Here is a 17494-nt window from a genome sequence, read left to right as displayed (position 1 = left end):
TTTTTTGTTGCCTGCCTTCCGGCCAAGGCCACAACACCCCTGTAGGAGCCCACTTGTGGGCGATGCTTTTGTGCGATGCGTCCAGGGCAAGAGCATCGCCCACAAGTGGGCTCCTACGAACGCGCGCCACTTTACTCGTAGCGGACGCCGGTGATCTCGTAGTGCTTGACGCCGTTGGGCGCCTTGAACTCGAAACTGTCGCCTTCGCTCTTGCCGATCAGCGCACGGGCAATCGGCGAAGACACGGCGATCAGCCGCTGCTTGATGTCTGCCTCAAGGTCGCCCACGATCTGGTAGGTCACCGCGTCGCCGGAGTCCTCGTCCTCCAGGTCCACGGTGGCGCCGAACACCACCTTGCTGCCGGCACCGAGTCGCGACACATCGATAACTTCGGCGGTGGACAACGAGGCTTCCAGCTCGGCAATGCGGCCTTCGATGAAGCTCTGCTGCTCGCGCGCGGCGTGATACTCGGCGTTTTCCTTCAGATCGCCATGGGCACGGGCCTCGGCGATCGCCGCGATGATGCGCGGACGCTCGACCGATTTGAGGCGATCGAGCTCGCCGCGCAGGCGCTCCGAACCGGCCTTGGTCATGGGGGCGCGACTCATGCGCTCAGCTCCTTGTGCAGTTCCTGCAGGCTGTGCACGTCCGCCTCGCCGTGGAAATCCAGCGAGTGGACGAGCGCACGCGCGCCTGCGACGGTGGTGGAATAAGTGACCCGGTGCTGCAGGGCCTCGCGCCGGATCGAGAACGAGTCGGCGATGGCTTGCTTGCCCTCGGTCGTATTGACGATATACACGATCTCGCCGTTCTTGATCAGGTCGACGATATGCGGCCGGCCCTCCAGCACCTTGTTGATGCGCTCGCACGGCACGCCGTGGGCGTTGAGGAAGGCTGCCGTGCCGCCGGTGGCGACCAGGCTGAAGCCCCGCGCCAGTCCATCCTTCGCGACCGGCAACAGGCGCTCCTTGTCGGCGTCACGCACCGACAGGAACATCTTGCCCTTGGCCGGTGCCTTGATCCCCGCCGCTTCGTGGCCGCGCGCGAAGGCGGCGCCGAACTTGCGACCGATGCCCATCACTTCGCCGGTCGAGCGCATCTCGGGACCGAGGATCGGGTCCACGTTCTGGAACTTCAGGAACGGGAAGATCGCCTCCTTCACCGAGAAGTAATCGGGGATGACCTCCCGTGTCGCACCCTGGCTGGCCAGCGTGCGGCCAGCCATGCAGCGCGCCGCGATCTTTGCCAGCGGCACCCCCGTCGCCTTGGAGACGAACGGGACCGTACGCGAGGCGCGCGGATTCACTTCGAGGATGTAGACGGTCTCGCCCTGGATCGCGAACTGGGTGTTCATCAGGCCGATGACCTTCAGTTCCTTGGCCATCGCCGCGACCTGGCGGCGCAGTTCATCCTGGATTTCGGGCGAGAGCGAGTACGGCGGCAGCGAGCAGGACGAGTCGCCCGAGTGCACGCCAGCCTCCTCGATGTGCTCCATGATCCCACCGACCAGCACGTTGCCTTCGGCATCGGCGATGATGTCCACGTCAACCTCGACCGCATGGTCGAGGAAGCGGTCCAGCAGCACCGGCGAATCATTGGAGACCTGCACCGCCTCGCGGATGTAGCGCGAGAGGTCGGCGTCGTCGTAGACCACTTCCATCGCCCTGCCACCCAGCACGTAGCTCGGGCGCACCACCATCGGATAGCCGATCTCGCGCGCCAGCGCCAGCGCTTCGTCGGCGTTGCGCGCGGTGCGGTTGGGCGGCTGGCGCAGGCCCAGCTTGTGGATCATCTGCTGGAAGCGCTCGCGGTCCTCGGCCAGGTCGATGGAGTCGGGCGAGGTACCGATCACCGGCACACCGGCCGCCTCCAGCGCGCGCGCGAGCTTGAGCGGCGTCTGTCCGCCGTACTGCACGATCACGCCCCTGGGCTTCTCCAGTTCCACGATCTCGAGCACGTCCTCGAGCGTCAGCGGCTCGAAATACAGGCGGTCGGAGGTGTCGTAGTCGGTCGAAACGGTTTCCGGGTTGCAGTTGACCATGATGGTCTCGAACCCGTCCTCGCGCAGCGCCAGCGCCGCGTGCACGCAGCAGTAGTCGAACTCGATGCCCTGGCCGATGCGGTTCGGACCGCCGCCGAGCACCACGATCTTCTCCCGATCGGACGGGTTGGCCTCGCACTCTTCCTCATAGGTCGAGTACATGTAGGCGGTGCTGGTGGCGAACTCCGCCGCGCAGGAGTCCACGCGCTTGTACACCGGGCGCACGCCCAGCGTATGGCGGAGGTGGCGCACGGCCGCCTCGTCGGTGTTGAGCAACTGGGCGATGCGCGCGTCGGCGAAACCCATGCGCTTCAACTCGCGGATGCGCGGGGCGTTGAGCGCGGTCAGGCCCTGCGCCTTGACCTCCTTCTCGGTCAGGACGATGTCCTCGAAGGCAGCCAGGAACCACGGATCGATGCGGCTGCAGTCGTGGATTTCTTCCAGCGACAGGCCCGCCCGGAAGGCGTCGGCCACGTAGAACACGCGCTCGGGACGCGGCTCGCGCAGCTCGCGCCGGATCGTGGCCAGCCCCTCGGCGCTGGTCAGGTCCAGGCCGGTGGGATTGAGGCCCGTCTTGCCGATCTCCAGCCCGCGCAGCGCCTTCTGCAGCGACTCGTGGAAAGTGCGGCCCATCGCCATCACCTCCCCCACCGATTTCATCTGGGTGGTCAGGCGCGCGTCGGCCGACGGGAACTTCTCGAAGGCGAAGCGCGGGATCTTGGTGACCACATAGTCGATGGTCGGCTCGAACGATGCCGGCGTCAGGCCGCCGGTGATGTCGTTCTTCAGCTCGTCCAGCGTGTAGCCCACCGCCAGCTTGGCCGCGACCTTGGCGATCGGGAAGCCGGTGGCCTTGGAGGCCAGCGCCGAGGAGCGCGACACGCGCGGGTTCATCTCGATCACCACCACGCGGCCGTTCTCGGCATTGATGCCGAACTGCACGTTGGAACCGCCGGTGTCCACGCCGATCTTGCGCAGCACCGCGATGGAAGCGTCGCGCAGGCGCTGGTACTCCTTGTCGGTGAGCGTCTGCGCCGGCGCCACGGTGATCGAGTCGCCGGTATGCACGCCCATCGGATCGAGGTTCTCGATCGAGCAGACGATGATGCAGTTGTCCGCATGATCGCGGACCACTTCCATCTCGAATTCCTTCCAGCCGAGCACCGATTCCTCGACCAGCACCTCGTGTACGGGCGAGAGCTCGAGACCGCGCTTGACGATCTCCTCGAACTCCTCGACGTTGTAGGCGATGCCGCCGCCGGAGCCGCCGAGCGTAAAGCTCGGGCGGATGATGGTCGGGAAACCGACCCGCGTCTGGATATCGACCGCCTGCTCGTAGCTGCGGGCCACTTCCGCCTTCGGGCAATCCAGGTCGATCTCCGCCATGGCCTGCTTGAACAGCTCGCGGTCCTCGGCCATGCGGATGGCGTCGCGCGAGGCGCCGATCAGCTCGACGCCGTATTTGTCCAGCACGCCGTGGTCGGCCAGGTCCAGCGCGCAGTTGAGCGCGGTCTGGCCGCCCATGGTCGGCAGCACCGCGTCGGGTTTTTCCTTGGCGATGATGCGCTCGACGGTCTGCCAGTTGATCGGCTCGATGTAGACCGCGTCGGCCATCTCCGGGTCGGTCATGATCGTGGCCGGGTTGGAGTTGACCAGGATCACCCGGTAGCCCTCCTCCCGCAGCGCCTTGCACGCCTGCGCGCCGGAGTAGTCGAACTCGCAGGCCTGGCCGATCACGATCGGGCCGGCGCCGATGATCAGCACGCTCTTGATGTCGGTGCGCTTGGGCATTAGCGGGCCTCCTGCATGAGCTGCGCGAAGCGCGCGAAGAGATAGCCGACGTCATGCGGGCCGGGCGCCGCTTCCGGATGGCCCTGGAAACAGAACGCCGGGCGGTCGGTGAGCGCGAAGCCCTGCAGCGAACCGTCGAACAACGAAGTGTGGGTGACGCGCACGTTGGCCGGCAGCGTGCCGGGATCCACCGCGAAACCATGGTTCTGGCTGGTGATCAGCACGCGGCCGTCGTCGTGGTCCTTCACCGGATGGTTCGCGCCATGGTGGCCGAACTTCATCTTCAGGGTCTTCGCGCCAAGCGCGAGGCCCATCAGCTGGTGGCCCAGGCAGATGCCGAACAGCGGGATCCTCGCCTCCAGAAATGTCTTGGTCGCCGCGATGGCGTAGTCGCACGCGGCCGGATCGCCCGGCCCGTTGGACAGGAACACGCCATCGGGCTTCATCGCCAGCACCTCGGCAGCGGGTGTCTGCGCCGGCACCACGGTGATGTCGCAGCCATGGCTGGCGAGCAGCCGCAGGATGTTGAGCTTGGTGCCGTAGTCGTAGGCCACGACCTTGTAGCGGCCGCCCGGCTGGGTGAAGGAGGCGCGGTCGAGGTCGTACACGCCCTCGGTCCAGCGGTAGGGCTCGCGCACGCTGACCACCTTGGCCAGGTCCATGCCGTCGAGACCCGGGAAAGCGCGTGACTTGGCCAGCGCCGCTTCGGCGTCGATGCCATCGCCAGCCAGGATGCAGCCGTTCAACGCGCCCTTGTCTCGCAGGATGCGCGTGAGCCGGCGGGTATCGATGCCGGCAATCGCCACGATGTTCTGGCGCGCCAGATACTCGGGCAGGCTTTCGGTGCTGCGCCAGTTACTCGGGCGGCGCGGCACGTCGCGCACGATCAGGCCGGCAGCCTGTACGCGGGTGGACTCGGCGTCGGCCGCGTTGACGCCGGTATTGCCGACGTGCGGATAGGTCAGGGTGACGATCTGGCGAGCATAGGAGGGATCGGTGAGGATCTCCTGATAGCCCGTCATCGCCGTATTGAAAACCACCTCGCCGACGGTTTCGCCAGTCGCGCCCACGGCGTGGCCGTGGAACACGCTGCCATCTTCGAGGGCAAGCAGAGCGGAAATGGGCATGGGGGCCGCCTTTAGGTGCAGCAAAGTCCGCAAGCCGCTGCAAGCAGGCTTGTGGACCTTGGGTCGGAAGAAGTCACGGGCGGGACGCAATGATAGGCGCGAGGGCCGATCCTGTCCACCGCGCGCGGCGTGAACAAGACATCCATGCGGGCATCTGCGTATGGCTGGCGCGCGCTAGACTGGTCCCTGTCCGGTTCACGAAGCTGTCCATGAAATCCACCGTCCTGCTCGATCCCGCGCGTCTCGATCGCCCCGACACCGTGGTGCGGCTGGAACCTTTCCCGTTCCTGATCGCCCACGGCCAGTTGCCGGACGACGCGCGCAACGAACTGGAACGCGACTTTCCGCGCTACAGCAGCGCCGGCTTCTTTCCCTATGACCCGGCCGACTGCGGCCCGTCGATCAACGCACTGGTGAGCGGGCTGACGGGGGCCGCCTTCGCCAGCGCGATCGGCAAGCGACTGGGCATCCCGGATCTGGGCCAGTACCCCACGCTGGTCACGGTATGCCGCTACCTCAACAAGCGCCACGGCACGATCCATACCGACAGCAAGTCCAAGGTCGCCACTGCCCTGCTCTACCTCAACCACCAGTGGCCCGATACCAGCAACGGTTGTTTGCGCTTCCTGCGCCGCATCGATGACATCGACGATCTGGTCGCACCGGAATTGACCCCCCTGTACGGGGAGTTTGCCGTGTTCAAACGCTGCGAGAACTCTTTCCACGGCCACCTGCCGTTCGAGGGCGAGCGCAGGGTCATCCAGGTCGCCTGGCTTACCAGCGAGGAGGAGAAGCTGCGCAAGACCCGGCGCGGCAAGTTCTCGCGCGGCTTCAAGAAACTGGTCGGCGCGCTGGATCGCCGCTTCGGCGCCGGACGTGCGCGCAACGCCGCGCACCGGGACTGACCGCCAGCATCATGGATATCGGAACGCGGCGCACGACCCGGGGCGCCAGGGAACGGCCGTTCCACGTCTGCGCAAGAAAAGTACGGACTCGGGCCCGCCGCGGATCACGGGTCCGCACCCGAGGCAAGCATCGCGTCCAGATCGTAGGTGCCCGGCGGCTGGCGAGCGAGCCAGTGCGCCGCCTCGATCGCGCCACGGGCGAAGATGCTGCGGTCGCTCGCCCGATGGGCCAGCTCAACCCGCTCACCGGCCCCGATCAGCATGGCCGTGTGCTCGCCCACGATGTCGCCACCGCGCACCACGGCGAAGCCGATGCTGCCGGTGCGGCGAATGCCTTCGCGCGAGCCGGTGACGCCATCCTGCGCGAGCGTGGTTCCCCGCGCTGCCGCGGCGGCCTCGCCGAGCGACAATGCGGTGCCCGAGGGCGCATCGGCCTTGCGCTGGTGGTGCGCCTCGACGATCTCCAGGTCCCATTGCGGCAACGCGGCGGCGGCCTGGCGTAGCAGCCGGGTGAGTACGGCCACGCCGAGGCTGAAGTTGCTTGCATGCATCAAGGGAATCCGCGAGGCCGCTTGCGCGACGCTTGCCTCGAGTGCGGCGTCGATGCCGGTGGTGCCGCTGACCAGCGCCACCCCGCGGGTGGTGCAGTAATGCAGCGCCGAACGCAGTCCCCCAGGGCCGCTGAAGTCGATCACCGCGTCAAGCGGCACCTGCGGCCATTCCGCCTGGAAGCGAAGCGACTCGCAGTCATGCCAGACGCGCTCGCCCAGCTGCGGCATGCCCGGCGCGGTGAGCGCTGCGGCGACCTCGAACCGGGCGTCGTCGTGCAGCAGATCGAGCAGTACACGCCCCATGCGGCCGGAAGCGCCGTTGACGGCGAGGCGTAGCGGTCGGGTCATCGCGATGGGTCCGTGGGTGCGGGACGCTTAGCGTAGCCGGGAGGGCACGAGAGCGCATGCGCTCCCGCCCTTGAGCTGGGGAGAGCCGGCCCCCGACGGCACCTGTCCAAGCCAGGCCAGCCCTCGGGTGCCAGAGCAAATCGGCCGACCTGGCAAGCTTTCCCGCACGCCCAGCCCGATCTCTCATCGGGGGCAAGCGAGCAGAGGGCTCGACGTGCCCGAGCCAGACCCTGGCTTACGAAGTGACGCGGGAGAGGAAGTCCTTGACCCCGTCGACCCAGCTCTTGGCGCGCGGCGTGTGCGCGTCGGCGTCGCCTTCGCTGAAGGTGGCCTCGAGCTTCTCCAGCAGCTCACGCTGCTCGCGGGTCAGGCGCACGGGGGTTTCCACCACGACGCGGCAGATCAGGTCGCCCACACGCCCGGAGCGCACCGATTTCACGCCACGACCGCGCAGCCGGAACATCTGGCCAGTCTGGGTCTCCGGCGGGATGGACACGGGCACCTCGCCCTCCAGCGTAGGCACCTTGAGCTCGGCACCCAGCGCAGCCTGGGCGAACCGGATCGGTACCTCGCAGTGCAGGTCGTTGCCTTCGCGCTGGAAGATCGCGTGCTCGCGCACGCGCACGTCCACGTAAAGGTCGCCCGGCTCGACCCCGGCCGGACCGGCCTCGCCCTGCCCCGAGAGGCGGATGCGGTCGCCGTTGTCCACACCGGCAGGGATGCGCACCGACAGCGTGCGGCTCTCCTCCAGCAGACCTTCGCCGCGACATGCCTTGCAGGGTTTCTCGATGGTCTGGCCGCTGCCACCGCAGTGCGGACACGCCTGCTGGATCGAGAAGATGCCGTTCTGCATGCGCACGCGGCCATGGCCATGGCAGGTCTTGCACTGGCTGGTCTTGCCGTCGGCCGAGCCACTGCCGTTGCAGTGGTGGCAGTTGACCTGGGTCGGGATCTCGATCGTCTTCTCGACACCGAAGACCGCCTCCTCGAGGTCCAGCTCCATCACGTAACGCAGGTCCGCGCCGCGACGCGGCCGCCCGCGACCTCCGCCGCCCATGCCGAAGATGTCGCCGAAGATGTCGCCGAAGATGTCGCCCATGTCGCCGAAGCCACTACCGCGGCCACCCATGCCGCCTTCGAAGGCGGCATGGCCATGCTGGTCGTACATGGCGCGCTTCTGGGCATCGGACAGGACTTCGTAGGCCTCCTTGGCTTCCTTGAACTTCTCCTGCGCAGTGGGATCGTCCGGGCAGCGGTCCGGGTGGTATTTCATCGCCAGGCGGCGGAAGGACTTCTTCAGCTCGACCTCGGTGACGGTGCGCTCGACACCGAGCACCTCGTAGTAATCGCGCTTTCCCGTTGCTGCATTCATGACTTCAACCACACCCCTGATCCGATCTGGCCGCCCGATCAACAGACAGCCCGCGCGACATGATAGCCGGCGCGGGCTGTCTCATCGGTTGCGCCGCGTTCCCTCGATTACTTCTTGTCGTCCTTGACCTCGGTGAACTCGGCATCCACCACGTCGTCGGGCTGGGCCGAGCCACCGCCCGGGGCGGCCTGCGGACCGGCGTCCGCGCCGCCGCCCTGGGCTGCGGCGTAGAGCGCCTGCGCGGCCTGTTCGAGCTTCTGCATCTTGGCCTCGATCTGCGCCTTGTCGTCCCCGTCCTTGATCTTCTCCAGCTCCGACAGCGCCTCCTCGATACCGCCGATCTGCGCGCCGACCTTGCCGCCATGCTCCTTCAGCGCGCCACGGGTGGCATGCACCAGCTGGTCCGCCTTGTTGCGGGTGGCGACCAGCTCGTGGAACTTCTTGTCCTCTTCCTTGTTGGCCTCGGCGTCGGCGACCATCCGCTGGATCTCTTCCTCGGACAGGCCCGAGCCGGCCTTGATCTCGATCTTCTGTTCCTTGCCGGTCTTCTTGTCCTTGGCCGACACGTGCAGGATGCCGTTGGCGTCGATGTCGAAGGTGACCTCGATCTGCGGCATGCCGCGCGGCGCCGGGTCGATGCCGGAGAGGTCGAAGCGGCCCAGCGACTTGTTCGCGCTGGCGCGCTCGCGCTCGCCCTGCAGTACGTGCACGGTCACCGCGGTCTGGTTGTCGTCGGCGGTCGAGAAGGTCTGCGCGGCCTTGGTCGGCACCGTGGTGTTCTTCTCGATCAGCTTGGTCATCACGCCGCCCATCGTCTCGATGCCGAGCGACAGCGGGGTGACATCCAGCAGCAGCACGTCCTTGACCGAACCGCCCAGTACGCCGCCCTGGATCGCCGCGCCGACGGCGACGGCCTCGTCCGGGTTGACGTCCTTGCGCGGCTCCTTGCCGAAGAAGTCCTTGACCGACTCCTGCACCTTGGGCATGCGGGTCTGACCGCCGACCAGGATCACCTCGTTGATGTCGGACACGCGCAGGCCGGCGTCGTTGAGCGCGATGCGGCACGGCTCGATGGTGCGCTTGACCAGGTCTTCCACCAGCGCCTCGAGCTTGGCGCGGGTGAGCTTGATGTTGAGGTGCTTCGGACCGGAGGCGTCGGCCGTCACGTACGGCAGGTTCACCTCGGTCTGGTGGGCGGAAGACAGTTCGATCTTGGCTCGCTCGGCCGCGTCCTTCAGGCGCTGCAGCGCCAGCGGATCCTTGCGCAGGTCGATGCCCTGGTCCTTCTGGAACTCGTCGACGAGATAGTCGATGACGCGCTTGTCGAAGTCCTCGCCACCAAGGAAGGTGTCGCCGTTGGTGGCCAGCACCTCGAACTGCTTCTCGCCGTCGACTTCAGCGATCTCGATGATCGACACGTCGAAGGTGCCGCCACCCAGGTCGTACACCGCGATCTTGCGGTCGCCGCCCTTCTTGTCCAGGCCATAGGCCAGCGCGGCCGCGGTCGGCTCGTTGATGATGCGCTTGACCTCCAGGCCCGCGATGCGGCCGGCGTCCTTGGTCGCCTGGCGCTGGCTGTCGTTGAAGTACGCAGGCACCGTGATCACCGCCTCGGTGACCGGCTCGCCGAGATAGTCCTCGGCGGTCTTCTTCATCTTCATCAGCACCTTGGCCGAGATCTCCTGGGGCGCCATCTTCTTGCCGTCGGAGGTCTCTACCCAGGCGTCGCCGTTCTCGTGGGCGACGATGCCGTAGGGCACGATGTGCAGGTCCTTCTGGACCTCGGCATCGGTGAACTTGCGGCCGATCAGGCGCTTCACCGCGTAAAAGGTGTTCTTCGGGTTGGTCACGCTCTGGCGCTTGGCCGGCGCGCCGACGAGGACCTCGTTGTCCTTGCTGAAGGCGACGATGGAGGGCGTGGTGCGATCGCCCTCGGCGTTCTCGATCACCTTCGCGCTGCTGCCGTCCATCACCGCGACGCAGGAATTGGTGGTACCCAGGTCGATGCCGATGATCTTGCCCATAGTCTCTAAGCTCCGATGCTTTCTAGGCGGCCCCCGCGGCCGCGATGGTTTTCCAGATGGTGGCCCGCGCCCGGTGATTCAATGCCGAGGGGCCGCATATGTGTTCAGCCGACGACGTCAATCCCTGGCCACGGCGACCAGCGCCGGACGCAGCAAGCGGTCGTTGAGTACGTAGCCCTTCTGCAGCACGGTCACCACGGTGCCCGGTGCCTTGCCAGGCGCTTCGACCATGCTCACGGCGTGATGGCGCTCCGGGTCGAGCGGCTGGCCAACCGGATCGACCTGCGCCAGGCCGTGGCTCTCGGCCACCTTGAGCAGTGCCTTCAGGGTCAGCGCCAGGCCTTCGCGGACAGCGGCGGCATCGCCGCTCTCGATCGCCAGTCCACGCTCCAGGCTGTCGTACACCGGCAGCAGCTCGTTGAGCAGCTTTTCGTTGGCGAAGCGGCGCGCCTGTTCCAGGTCGCGATGCAGGCGCCGGCGCTGGTTCTCCAGTTCCGCGTGCTCGCGCAGCACGGACTCGCGCAACTCGGCGTTGCTGGCCTCGAGTTCCGCGATGCGGGCCTGCAAGGCATCGATGCCCGCGGCCTCCATGGAACCGGGTTCCTGCACCTGGTCCGGCGTCTGCTCGTTGTTCTGCATGCGTTGCTCCAAACAAAATGTCCGGGCCGGCACCTCCGTGCCGGTCACCCAAAAATGCGGAAAACCCGCCCTCCGGGGGCGGTTATAGGGACGTCGCGGCGCGATTCAAGGCGTCGCTGAGCAATCCGGCGGTTGCCTGCACCACCGGGATGACCCGGTCATAGGCCATGCGGGTGGGGCCGATCACGCCCACCGCCCCCAGCACGCGGCCCTGCACGCCGTAGCTGGCGGTCACCACGCTGCAGCCGTCGAGCGCCGCGAAACCCGATTCCTCGCCGATGAACAGGCGCACGCCCGGGGCCCGGGCGCACACCTCCATCAGCTGCAGGAGCTCGTTTTTCTTCTGGAAAGCCTCGAACAGCTCGCGCAGGCGATCGAGGTCGGCCAGTTCGGCGTAACCCATCAGGTTGGTCTGGCCGCTGACCAGGACGTCCTCCCCGCCGCCCTGCGGCGCGAAGGAGGCCGAGGCCAGCTCGGTCGCGCTGGCAACGAGGCGGTTGAGCTCGCTACCTGCCTCGCGCAGCTCGCGCAGGAGGTGGGCACGGATGTCGTCCACCCGCAGGCCAGCGAAGTGCGTGTTGAGGTAGTTGGCCGCCTGCTCGAGCTCGCGGCTGTCCAGCGGCTTGGCCAGCTGCACGATGCGGTTCTGCACCTGATTGTCGGAAAACACCAGGATCACCAGCACGCGCGCGTCCGGCAGCGGCACGAAATCGATGTGGCGCAGCGGGAAATCGCCCTGGCGCGGCACCGTCACCACGCCGGCGAAGTGGGTCATCGCCGAAAGCAGGGTGGAAACGTTGCCCAGCAGGTCGCGTGTGGTCGTGGGCCCGGGCGGCAGCTCGCGCTTGAGCCTGGCCATCTCCTCGCGCGGCAGCGGCTGCAGCTCGATCAGGCTGTCGACGAACAGTCGCAGGCCGCGCGGCGTGGGCACGCGCCCAGCCGAGGTATGCGGCGAGGCGACCAGGCCGGCGTCCTCCAGGTCCGCCATGATGTTGCGGATCGTCGCCGGGCTCACGTCCAGGCCGGAAGACCGGGACAGTGTGCGCGACCCGACCGGCTCCCCATCGGCCAGGTACTGGGCGATCAGGGTGCGCAGCAGGCGGCGGGCGCGGGCGTCGAGGTCGTGGGGTCGGGTCATTCGCTGTGGCAAACGGTGAGACGGCACAGAAATAAGGTGTCGCCACCGAGTTTGCAAGAACGCCAGCCGCGACGGTAGCCGCACCGCACGCCACTTCTGCCCGTACAATTCTGCGCCATATGCTCACTTCCCTGTACGTCCGCCATTTCGCCGTCGTCGAAGAAGCCGAGGTTGCCTTCGGGCCGGGGCTGACCGTGGTCAGCGGCGAAACCGGGGCCGGCAAGTCGCTGCTGGTCGACGCCCTGATGCTGCTGGCTGGCTCACGCGCCGACAGCGGCTTGGTGCGCGAAGGCTGCGATCGCGCCGAATTGATCGCCGAGTTCGATGTTTCGGCCCTGCCCGCGGCGCGGGCCTGGCTGGAACGTGAGGAACTGGACGAGGAAGGCGCCTGCCAGCTGCGCCGCGTGATTCGCGCCGAGGGCAGCTCGCGCGCCTGGATCAACGGCCGCCCGGCCAACGCCAGCCAGCTCGGCGAGCTGGCCACGTTGCTGGTGGAAATCCACGGCCAGCACGAGCACCAGGCCCTGCTCTCGCGCAACCACCAGCTCGACCTGCTTGATGCCTACGCAGGCAACGAGGAGGCCGTGGCACAGGTGCGCGCGCTGGCATCCCAGTGGCGCGAGCTGGGTGCGCGCGTCCGCAAGCTGAGCGGTGGCAACGACCGCGAACAGCGGCTGGAGTTGTTGCGGCACGAGGTCGACGAGCTTGAACGCTGGACATTGCCCGCCGCCGAACTGGCCGAGCTGGAAGCCGGTCACAAGCGCCTGGCCAATGCAGGCCGGCTGGCCGAAGGCGCCTCGGGCGTCGTCGAGCTGCTTGATGGCGACAGCGAGTTCGCCCTGCGGCGTGCGCTGGGACGGGCGCATGGCGAACTGGGCAAACTGGCCGCCCTCGATCCGCGCCTCGCGCCGCTGCTGGAACTGCTCGACAACGCCGAAATCCAGCTCGGCGAAGCGTCAGATGGCCTCTCGCGCTACGCCCAGGACGTCGACCTCGACCCCGAGCGCTACGCCGAGGTCGATGCGCACCTCACCCGCCTGCACGAGCTGGCACGGCGGCACCGCCTGCCGGTGGCCGAACTGCACGATCGGCTGGGCACGTTGCAGGCGGAACTGGCCGAGCTGGAGGGCGCCGGCGACGCGCTGGAACAACTCGCCGCCGAACGTACGCGGCTGGAACGCGATTACGCCGGGGTTGCCGATGCCCTTGCACTGGCGCGCCGCACGGCCGCCGCGCGCCTGGGCGAAGAAGTCAGCGACCTGATGGGCGAACTGGGCATGGCTGGCGGCCGGCTGGTGGTCGAGCTCGAACCGACCGACGGCAACCAACCGGACCCGCAGGGCCGCGAGCGCTGCGAGCTCCTGGTCAGCGCCAATCCCGGCCAGCCGCCGCGCGCACTGCGCAAGGTCGCCTCCGGTGGCGAGCTGGCACGCATCAGCCTGGCTATCGAAGTGGCCACATTGGGCAAGGACACCATCGGCTGCATGGTGTTCGACGAGGTCGACACCGGCATCGGCGGCGCGGTGGCCGAGGTGGTCGGACAGAAGCTGCGCGCGCTCGGCGGGGAGCGCCAGGTGCTGTGCGTCACCCATCTGCCGCAGGTCGCCGCGCAGGGCCACGCGCACCTGCGCGTGACCAAGCACAGCGACGGCGACACCACCCGCACGCAGATCGAGAAGCTCGACGGCGCCGGGCGCCGCGACGAACTGGCACGCATGCTGGGTGGCGTGGAAATCTCCCGCGAAACCCGCGCGCACGCAAAGCAGATGCTGGAGCGTGCGCAAAGCGCCTGAGGCGGTTCACGCAGCGCGGGCAACCCACCCGGGCATCGGAAGCGGAGGGCCGGAGCCCCGTCCACTGCTTCGCGTTGATCAGTTCTTGCGCTCGGACAACAGTCCGCGCTCGCTGGCCATCCGGTACAGGTCCAGTTCCGAGCCGGCGCCAAGCTTGCCCATCAGGCTCGCCCGATGGATGTAGATGGTCTTCTGCCCCACCCCGAGCACCGCCGCGACCTGCTTGGGCGCCTTCCCCGCGGCGAGCAGCAGGAACACCTCGCGCTCGCGCGCGGTCAGCCGGTTGACCGGATCGAGCGCCTCGCTGGGCCGCTCGGCACGACGCTGGCGCAGGTCCGAACTCAGGAACGTCTCGCCCTGCATCACCTGGCGCAGGCCCGCCACCAGTTCCTCCGGCGCGGCGCCCTTGGTGACGTAGCCGCTGGCGCCGCGGCGCAGCGCCTCGGACACGTAGGGCTCGCCGTCGTGCATGCTGAGCACCACGATGTGGGTGTCCGGCGCCAGGCTGTGCAGGTGCTCGATCAGCGGCAAGCCGCTGCCGTCGGGCAATGAGAGATCCAGTGCGACCAGGTCCGGCCGGCGCTGATTGATCGCTTCCACCGCGTCGTCGGCGCATCGGCACTCGGCGATCACTTCCAGGTCCGGCTCGAGCTCGATGAGCCGCTTGAAGCCCTCGCGGACGATGGCGTGGTCGTCGACCAGAACGATACTGAACATGGTGCCCCGCTGACATGCCTTGTTTCGGGCGGCGCGCGGGCCATGAGAGACGACCCCGTCCGCTTCGGACGCCCCCGCGTCCGGCCCGGCCGCCCGAGTCTATAAGAGAGCGGCCGCCCCTGCCCAGAACACGCGCCGCGCGCTGAGCAGGCGACAGTCGCATGTACCATCGCCGGATGCGTTCGAAGCCCTTCTCCCTGCCCGCCTCCGGCCCCCTGCTGGGCATTGTCTATGTGGTGCTGTGGCTGGCGTTGCTGCCCACGCAGCAACCGTACTGGATGCTGCCTTTCGGGCTGCGCTTCGCTGCACTGCTGATCGTGCCGGTGCGGCAGTGGATCTGGCTGCTGGGCCTGGAGCTGGCCGCGACCGTGATCCTGGACCTTCGCTCGGGCTTGCCGCTGGGCTGGGAAACCTTCGTCATCGGCGACCTGCCCGAGCCATTGATCATGGCGGTGGGCCTGTGGCTGCTGCGCCGGGTGAACCTGCACGCCAGCCTGCGCGACCCGGAAGAAGCCACCCGTTTGCTGCTCTCGGCGGTGCTGGTGGTCGGATCGGTGGCCGCCGCCGACGCGGTGCTGCTGGCATTGCTGCACCAGACCGCCGCACCTGCGGCGATGGCGCGCGCGCTCGGGCGCGAGCTGCTGGGCAACTACCTGGGCGTCCTGCTGATCGCGCCGCTGTCGATCATGCTGCTGCGCGCGCGGCCCGACCGGAAGATGGTGGCCAGCCTGGTGATGGACGGGTTGCTGGTGATGCTGCCGGCGATGACGCTACTGCTGATGCTCTCCCAGCATGCCGCGCCGCAGCCGGAATTCGCCCGCGTCCTTTCGCTTGCGCCCGTGCTGTTCTTCGCGTTCCGCCATGGCTGGCGCGGGGCGACGCTGGCCATGCTGATCTCGTGCCTGGGCATGACCGCGGTCGACCACCAACCGGGCCACACGCACAACGCCGCCGGTTACCTCTTCCTGGCCGTTGCCGGTACCGGCGCGCTGATGCTCGGCGCGGCCACCGATGCCCTGCGCCGCAGCAGCGAGCGGGTGGCCGAGCAGAACGTCTATCTGGGCGCAGTCAACCGCCGCCTGGACCAGCTGGCGCGCCAGCTTCGCGATGCGGCCCGCGGCAACCTGCAGGCGGAGGAAAACCAGCGCCGGCACATGGCCGCCGAACTGCACGACGAGCTGGGGCAGAACATCACCGCCATCCAGACCCATATGAAGCTGGCGCAGGTGCGCCTCCGCCAGGCCGGGCTGGAGGACATCAGCGTCTCGATCAACACCATCCTGGGTTACATGCGCCGCGCCCTGCACCGCCTGCTGGACGACCTTCGCCCGGCCGTGCTGGACGAGTTCGGCTTGCTGCGCGCACTGGACGAGGGCCCGATCCGCGACCTGCTGACTACCGCCGGCATCGTCTTCCACACCGACATGCGCGGCGACCCGCGGCTGCTCGACGAGGACACCCGCATCGCGGTGTACCGACTGGTACAGGAAAGCGCGACCAATGCGGTCAAGCATGCCCAGGCCAGCGAGTTCCGCCTGCGCCTGCGGATCGGCGAGCGCCACGGCGTGATGCTGACCCTGCTCGACATACGTGACGACGGCGTGGGCCTGCCCAGCCGGCTGCCTCGTGGCGGCCGCGGCCTGCAGGGCATGCGCGACCGCGTCACCTCGCTGGGCGGCCTGTTCCGGCTGCGGCCGGACCGGCAGGGCGTCCATCTGCGGATTTTGTTGCGGGGCAGCATGCCCGGACGTGAGCCGGGTCGGCTGGCATAGGAATTTTTCCAATACCGCAACCGTGAACAGGTCGTTAGCATCGGTCCATCGATGTGGGGGAGCCGCCATCGCAAGATGGCGTGCCGTGGTCACCGTGGGGACGGTGGCCACGAAGGACGGCAGGATGCCGTTCCGCCGGTACCAACGGCGCAACCCGGCCAGCGAGCAATTCGCACTGCCGAGGCGCTGCGTGGTAACGGATCAGCCGTGGGTGGACAGGAGTCCTCCCGCGGCTTTTTTTTTGCACATCCCCTCAAGGCCTGCTTGCCGGCGATGTTTTCGGTTCAATCGGGAAGAAGGGCATTGCCCGCAAGCGGGCTCCTACGAGCCGGAGGTCAGCGCGACTTGCCCTTGGGTCGCACGTACAGCACCAGGCTGTGGTCTTCCAGCACGTAGCCGTGCTTGGCGGCGATTTCCTTCTGCAGCCGCTCGATCTCCTCGCTGACGAACTCGATGACCTTCCCGCTGTCTACGTCGATCATGTGGTCGTGGTGCTGCCCGCGGTCGAGCTCGTAGACGGCCTGGCCGCCTTCGAAATTGTGCTTGACCACGATGCCCGCGGCTTCGAACTGGGTAAGCACGCGGTAGACGGTGGCCAGGCCGATGTCTTCCTGTTCGGCAAGCAGCTTCTTGTAGACGTCTTCGGCGGTGAGATGCTGGACGCCCTCCTCCTCGAAGATCTGCAGGATCCGCATGCGCGGGTGGGTGACCTTCAGGCCGACCCGGCGCAGCTCTCTGGTTTCCTGTTCCATAGCAAGCTCCCGCACGGCGTACCAAAGCCGTTAGTGTATCATCGACACCTTCACGATCCGGACGCAAACACGCATGCACAAGCTGATTCGCACGCTCGGTTCCGCCATGCTGGCGCTCTCGCTGGTGGGCTGCGGGCTGGTCTATGTTCCCGACGTGCAGCAAGGAAACTTCCTCGACAAGAAGGACGTCGATCAGCTCAAGCCGGGCATGACCAAGCACCAGGTACTGGTGCTGCTGGGCTCGCCCTCGGTGCACACGCCGTTCAACCAGAACCGGTGGGACTACGTGTCCACCCAGCAGCACCGCGGCGGCAAGATCAAGATCCGCACCTTCACGCTGACCTTCAACAACGACACGCTGGTGCGTACCGACGGCGACTTCTTCGCGCAGGATCCGGAGAAGATGCTCGAGGACAGCAAGAAGTACCACGTCACCTATCCGGTGGACGAGACCCAGGGCGACAAGAGCAACGGCGGAACCGAAGACGGCGGTATGACGCCGCCTGAAGGCGGCACGCGCTGAG

Annotated in this window: 14 protein-coding genes; 4 read left to right on the top strand and 10 right to left on the bottom strand. The window is 67.5% G+C overall.

All coding sequences use genetic code 11. From position 1 onward, the window contains the following. Positions 1-131: 131 nt before the first annotated feature. From greA to carA, 3 genes are read right to left on the bottom strand one after another with little or no spacing between them, the layout of a single operon-like run. A complete protein-coding gene (greA, locus tag LQ771_RS05815) occupies positions 132-608 on the bottom strand; it encodes a transcription elongation factor GreA (RefSeq protein WP_231351418.1) in 477 nt (158 codons plus the stop codon). Beyond that, the gene (gene carB, locus LQ771_RS05810; protein ID WP_231351417.1) at positions 605-3832 is read right to left on the bottom strand and encodes a carbamoyl-phosphate synthase large subunit; all 3228 of its coding nucleotides are present in this window, start codon (positions 3830-3832) and stop codon (positions 605-607) included. The genes greA and carB overlap by 4 nt, the downstream gene beginning before the upstream one ends. After that, positions 3832-4959 (bottom strand): glutamine-hydrolyzing carbamoyl-phosphate synthase small subunit, encoded by a 1128-nt coding sequence (carA, locus tag LQ771_RS05805; RefSeq protein ID WP_231351416.1) that lies wholly within the window; start codon positions 4957-4959, stop codon positions 3832-3834. The genes carB and carA overlap by 1 nt, the downstream gene beginning before the upstream one ends. Before the next feature lie 209 nt (positions 4960-5168). On the opposite strand from carA, the gene LQ771_RS05800 reads away from it, so the two are divergent. Then, a complete protein-coding gene (locus LQ771_RS05800; protein ID WP_231351415.1) occupies positions 5169-5864 on the top strand; it encodes a 2OG-Fe(II) oxygenase in 696 nt (231 codons plus the stop codon). Between the two features lie 104 nt (positions 5865-5968). Here the strand turns inward: LQ771_RS05800 and dapB are convergent, their stop codons facing one another. From dapB to hrcA, 5 genes are all read right to left on the bottom strand, one after another. Next, positions 5969-6763, bottom strand: coding sequence for a 4-hydroxy-tetrahydrodipicolinate reductase (dapB, locus tag LQ771_RS05795; protein ID WP_231351414.1), 795 nt, complete (start codon positions 6761-6763; stop codon positions 5969-5971). Between the two features lie 235 nt (positions 6764-6998). After that, positions 6999-8135 carry a molecular chaperone DnaJ gene (gene dnaJ / locus LQ771_RS05790; RefSeq protein WP_231351413.1) on the bottom strand — a complete coding sequence of 379 codons (1137 nt, stop codon included), beginning with the start codon at positions 8133-8135 and terminating at the stop codon, positions 6999-7001. A 107-nt stretch (positions 8136-8242) separates the two neighbouring features. Continuing rightward, positions 8243-10159: a molecular chaperone DnaK gene (gene dnaK, locus LQ771_RS05785; RefSeq protein WP_231351412.1), complete on the bottom strand. Its 1917-nt coding sequence runs from the start codon at positions 10157-10159 to the stop codon at positions 8243-8245. A 117-nt stretch (positions 10160-10276) separates the two neighbouring features. Then, positions 10277-10798, bottom strand: a complete 522-nt coding sequence (gene grpE / locus LQ771_RS05780) for a nucleotide exchange factor GrpE (RefSeq protein WP_231351411.1) — start codon at positions 10796-10798, stop codon at positions 10277-10279. Positions 10799-10880: 82 nt separating this feature from the next. Then, positions 10881-11936: a heat-inducible transcriptional repressor HrcA gene (hrcA, locus tag LQ771_RS05775; RefSeq protein ID WP_231351410.1), complete on the bottom strand. Its 1056-nt coding sequence runs from the start codon at positions 11934-11936 to the stop codon at positions 10881-10883. 119 nt (positions 11937-12055) lie between these two features. Here hrcA and recN point away from each other — a divergent pair, with 119 nt between their 5' ends. Then, on the top strand, positions 12056-13729 hold the full coding sequence (gene recN, locus LQ771_RS05770; protein ID WP_231351409.1) for a DNA repair protein RecN: 1674 nt from the start codon (positions 12056-12058) through the stop codon (positions 13727-13729). A gap of 78 nt (positions 13730-13807) precedes the next feature. Here recN and LQ771_RS05765 read toward each other — a convergent pair whose 3' ends face one another. After that, on the bottom strand, positions 13808-14446 hold the full coding sequence (locus LQ771_RS05765; protein WP_231351408.1) for a response regulator transcription factor: 639 nt from the start codon (positions 14444-14446) through the stop codon (positions 13808-13810). Positions 14447-14622: 176 nt separating this feature from the next. Between LQ771_RS05765 and LQ771_RS05760 the strand changes: the two genes are divergently transcribed. Further along, on the top strand, positions 14623-16218 hold the full coding sequence (locus LQ771_RS05760; protein WP_231351407.1) for an MASE1 domain-containing sensor histidine kinase: 1596 nt from the start codon (positions 14623-14625) through the stop codon (positions 16216-16218). Between the two features lie 335 nt (positions 16219-16553). On the opposite strand, the gene fur is transcribed toward LQ771_RS05760, so the two are convergent. Next, the gene (fur, locus tag LQ771_RS05755) at positions 16554-16970 is read right to left on the bottom strand and encodes a ferric iron uptake transcriptional regulator (RefSeq protein ID WP_231351406.1); all 417 of its coding nucleotides are present in this window, start codon (positions 16968-16970) and stop codon (positions 16554-16556) included. A gap of 73 nt (positions 16971-17043) precedes the next feature. Between fur and LQ771_RS05750 the strand changes: the two genes are divergently transcribed. Further along, on the top strand, positions 17044-17493 hold the full coding sequence (locus tag LQ771_RS05750) for an outer membrane protein assembly factor BamE (RefSeq protein WP_231351405.1): 450 nt from the start codon (positions 17044-17046) through the stop codon (positions 17491-17493). The last annotated feature ends 1 nt before the right edge of the window (position 17494 follow it).

It is taken from the genome of Frateuria soli, from assembly GCF_021117385.1.
GTDB classification, from domain to species: Bacteria; Pseudomonadota; Gammaproteobacteria; order Xanthomonadales; family Rhodanobacteraceae; genus Frateuria_A; species Frateuria_A soli.
Note: the sequence above shows the minus strand (reverse complement) of the source record. Positions and strands in the feature narration are given on the sequence as shown.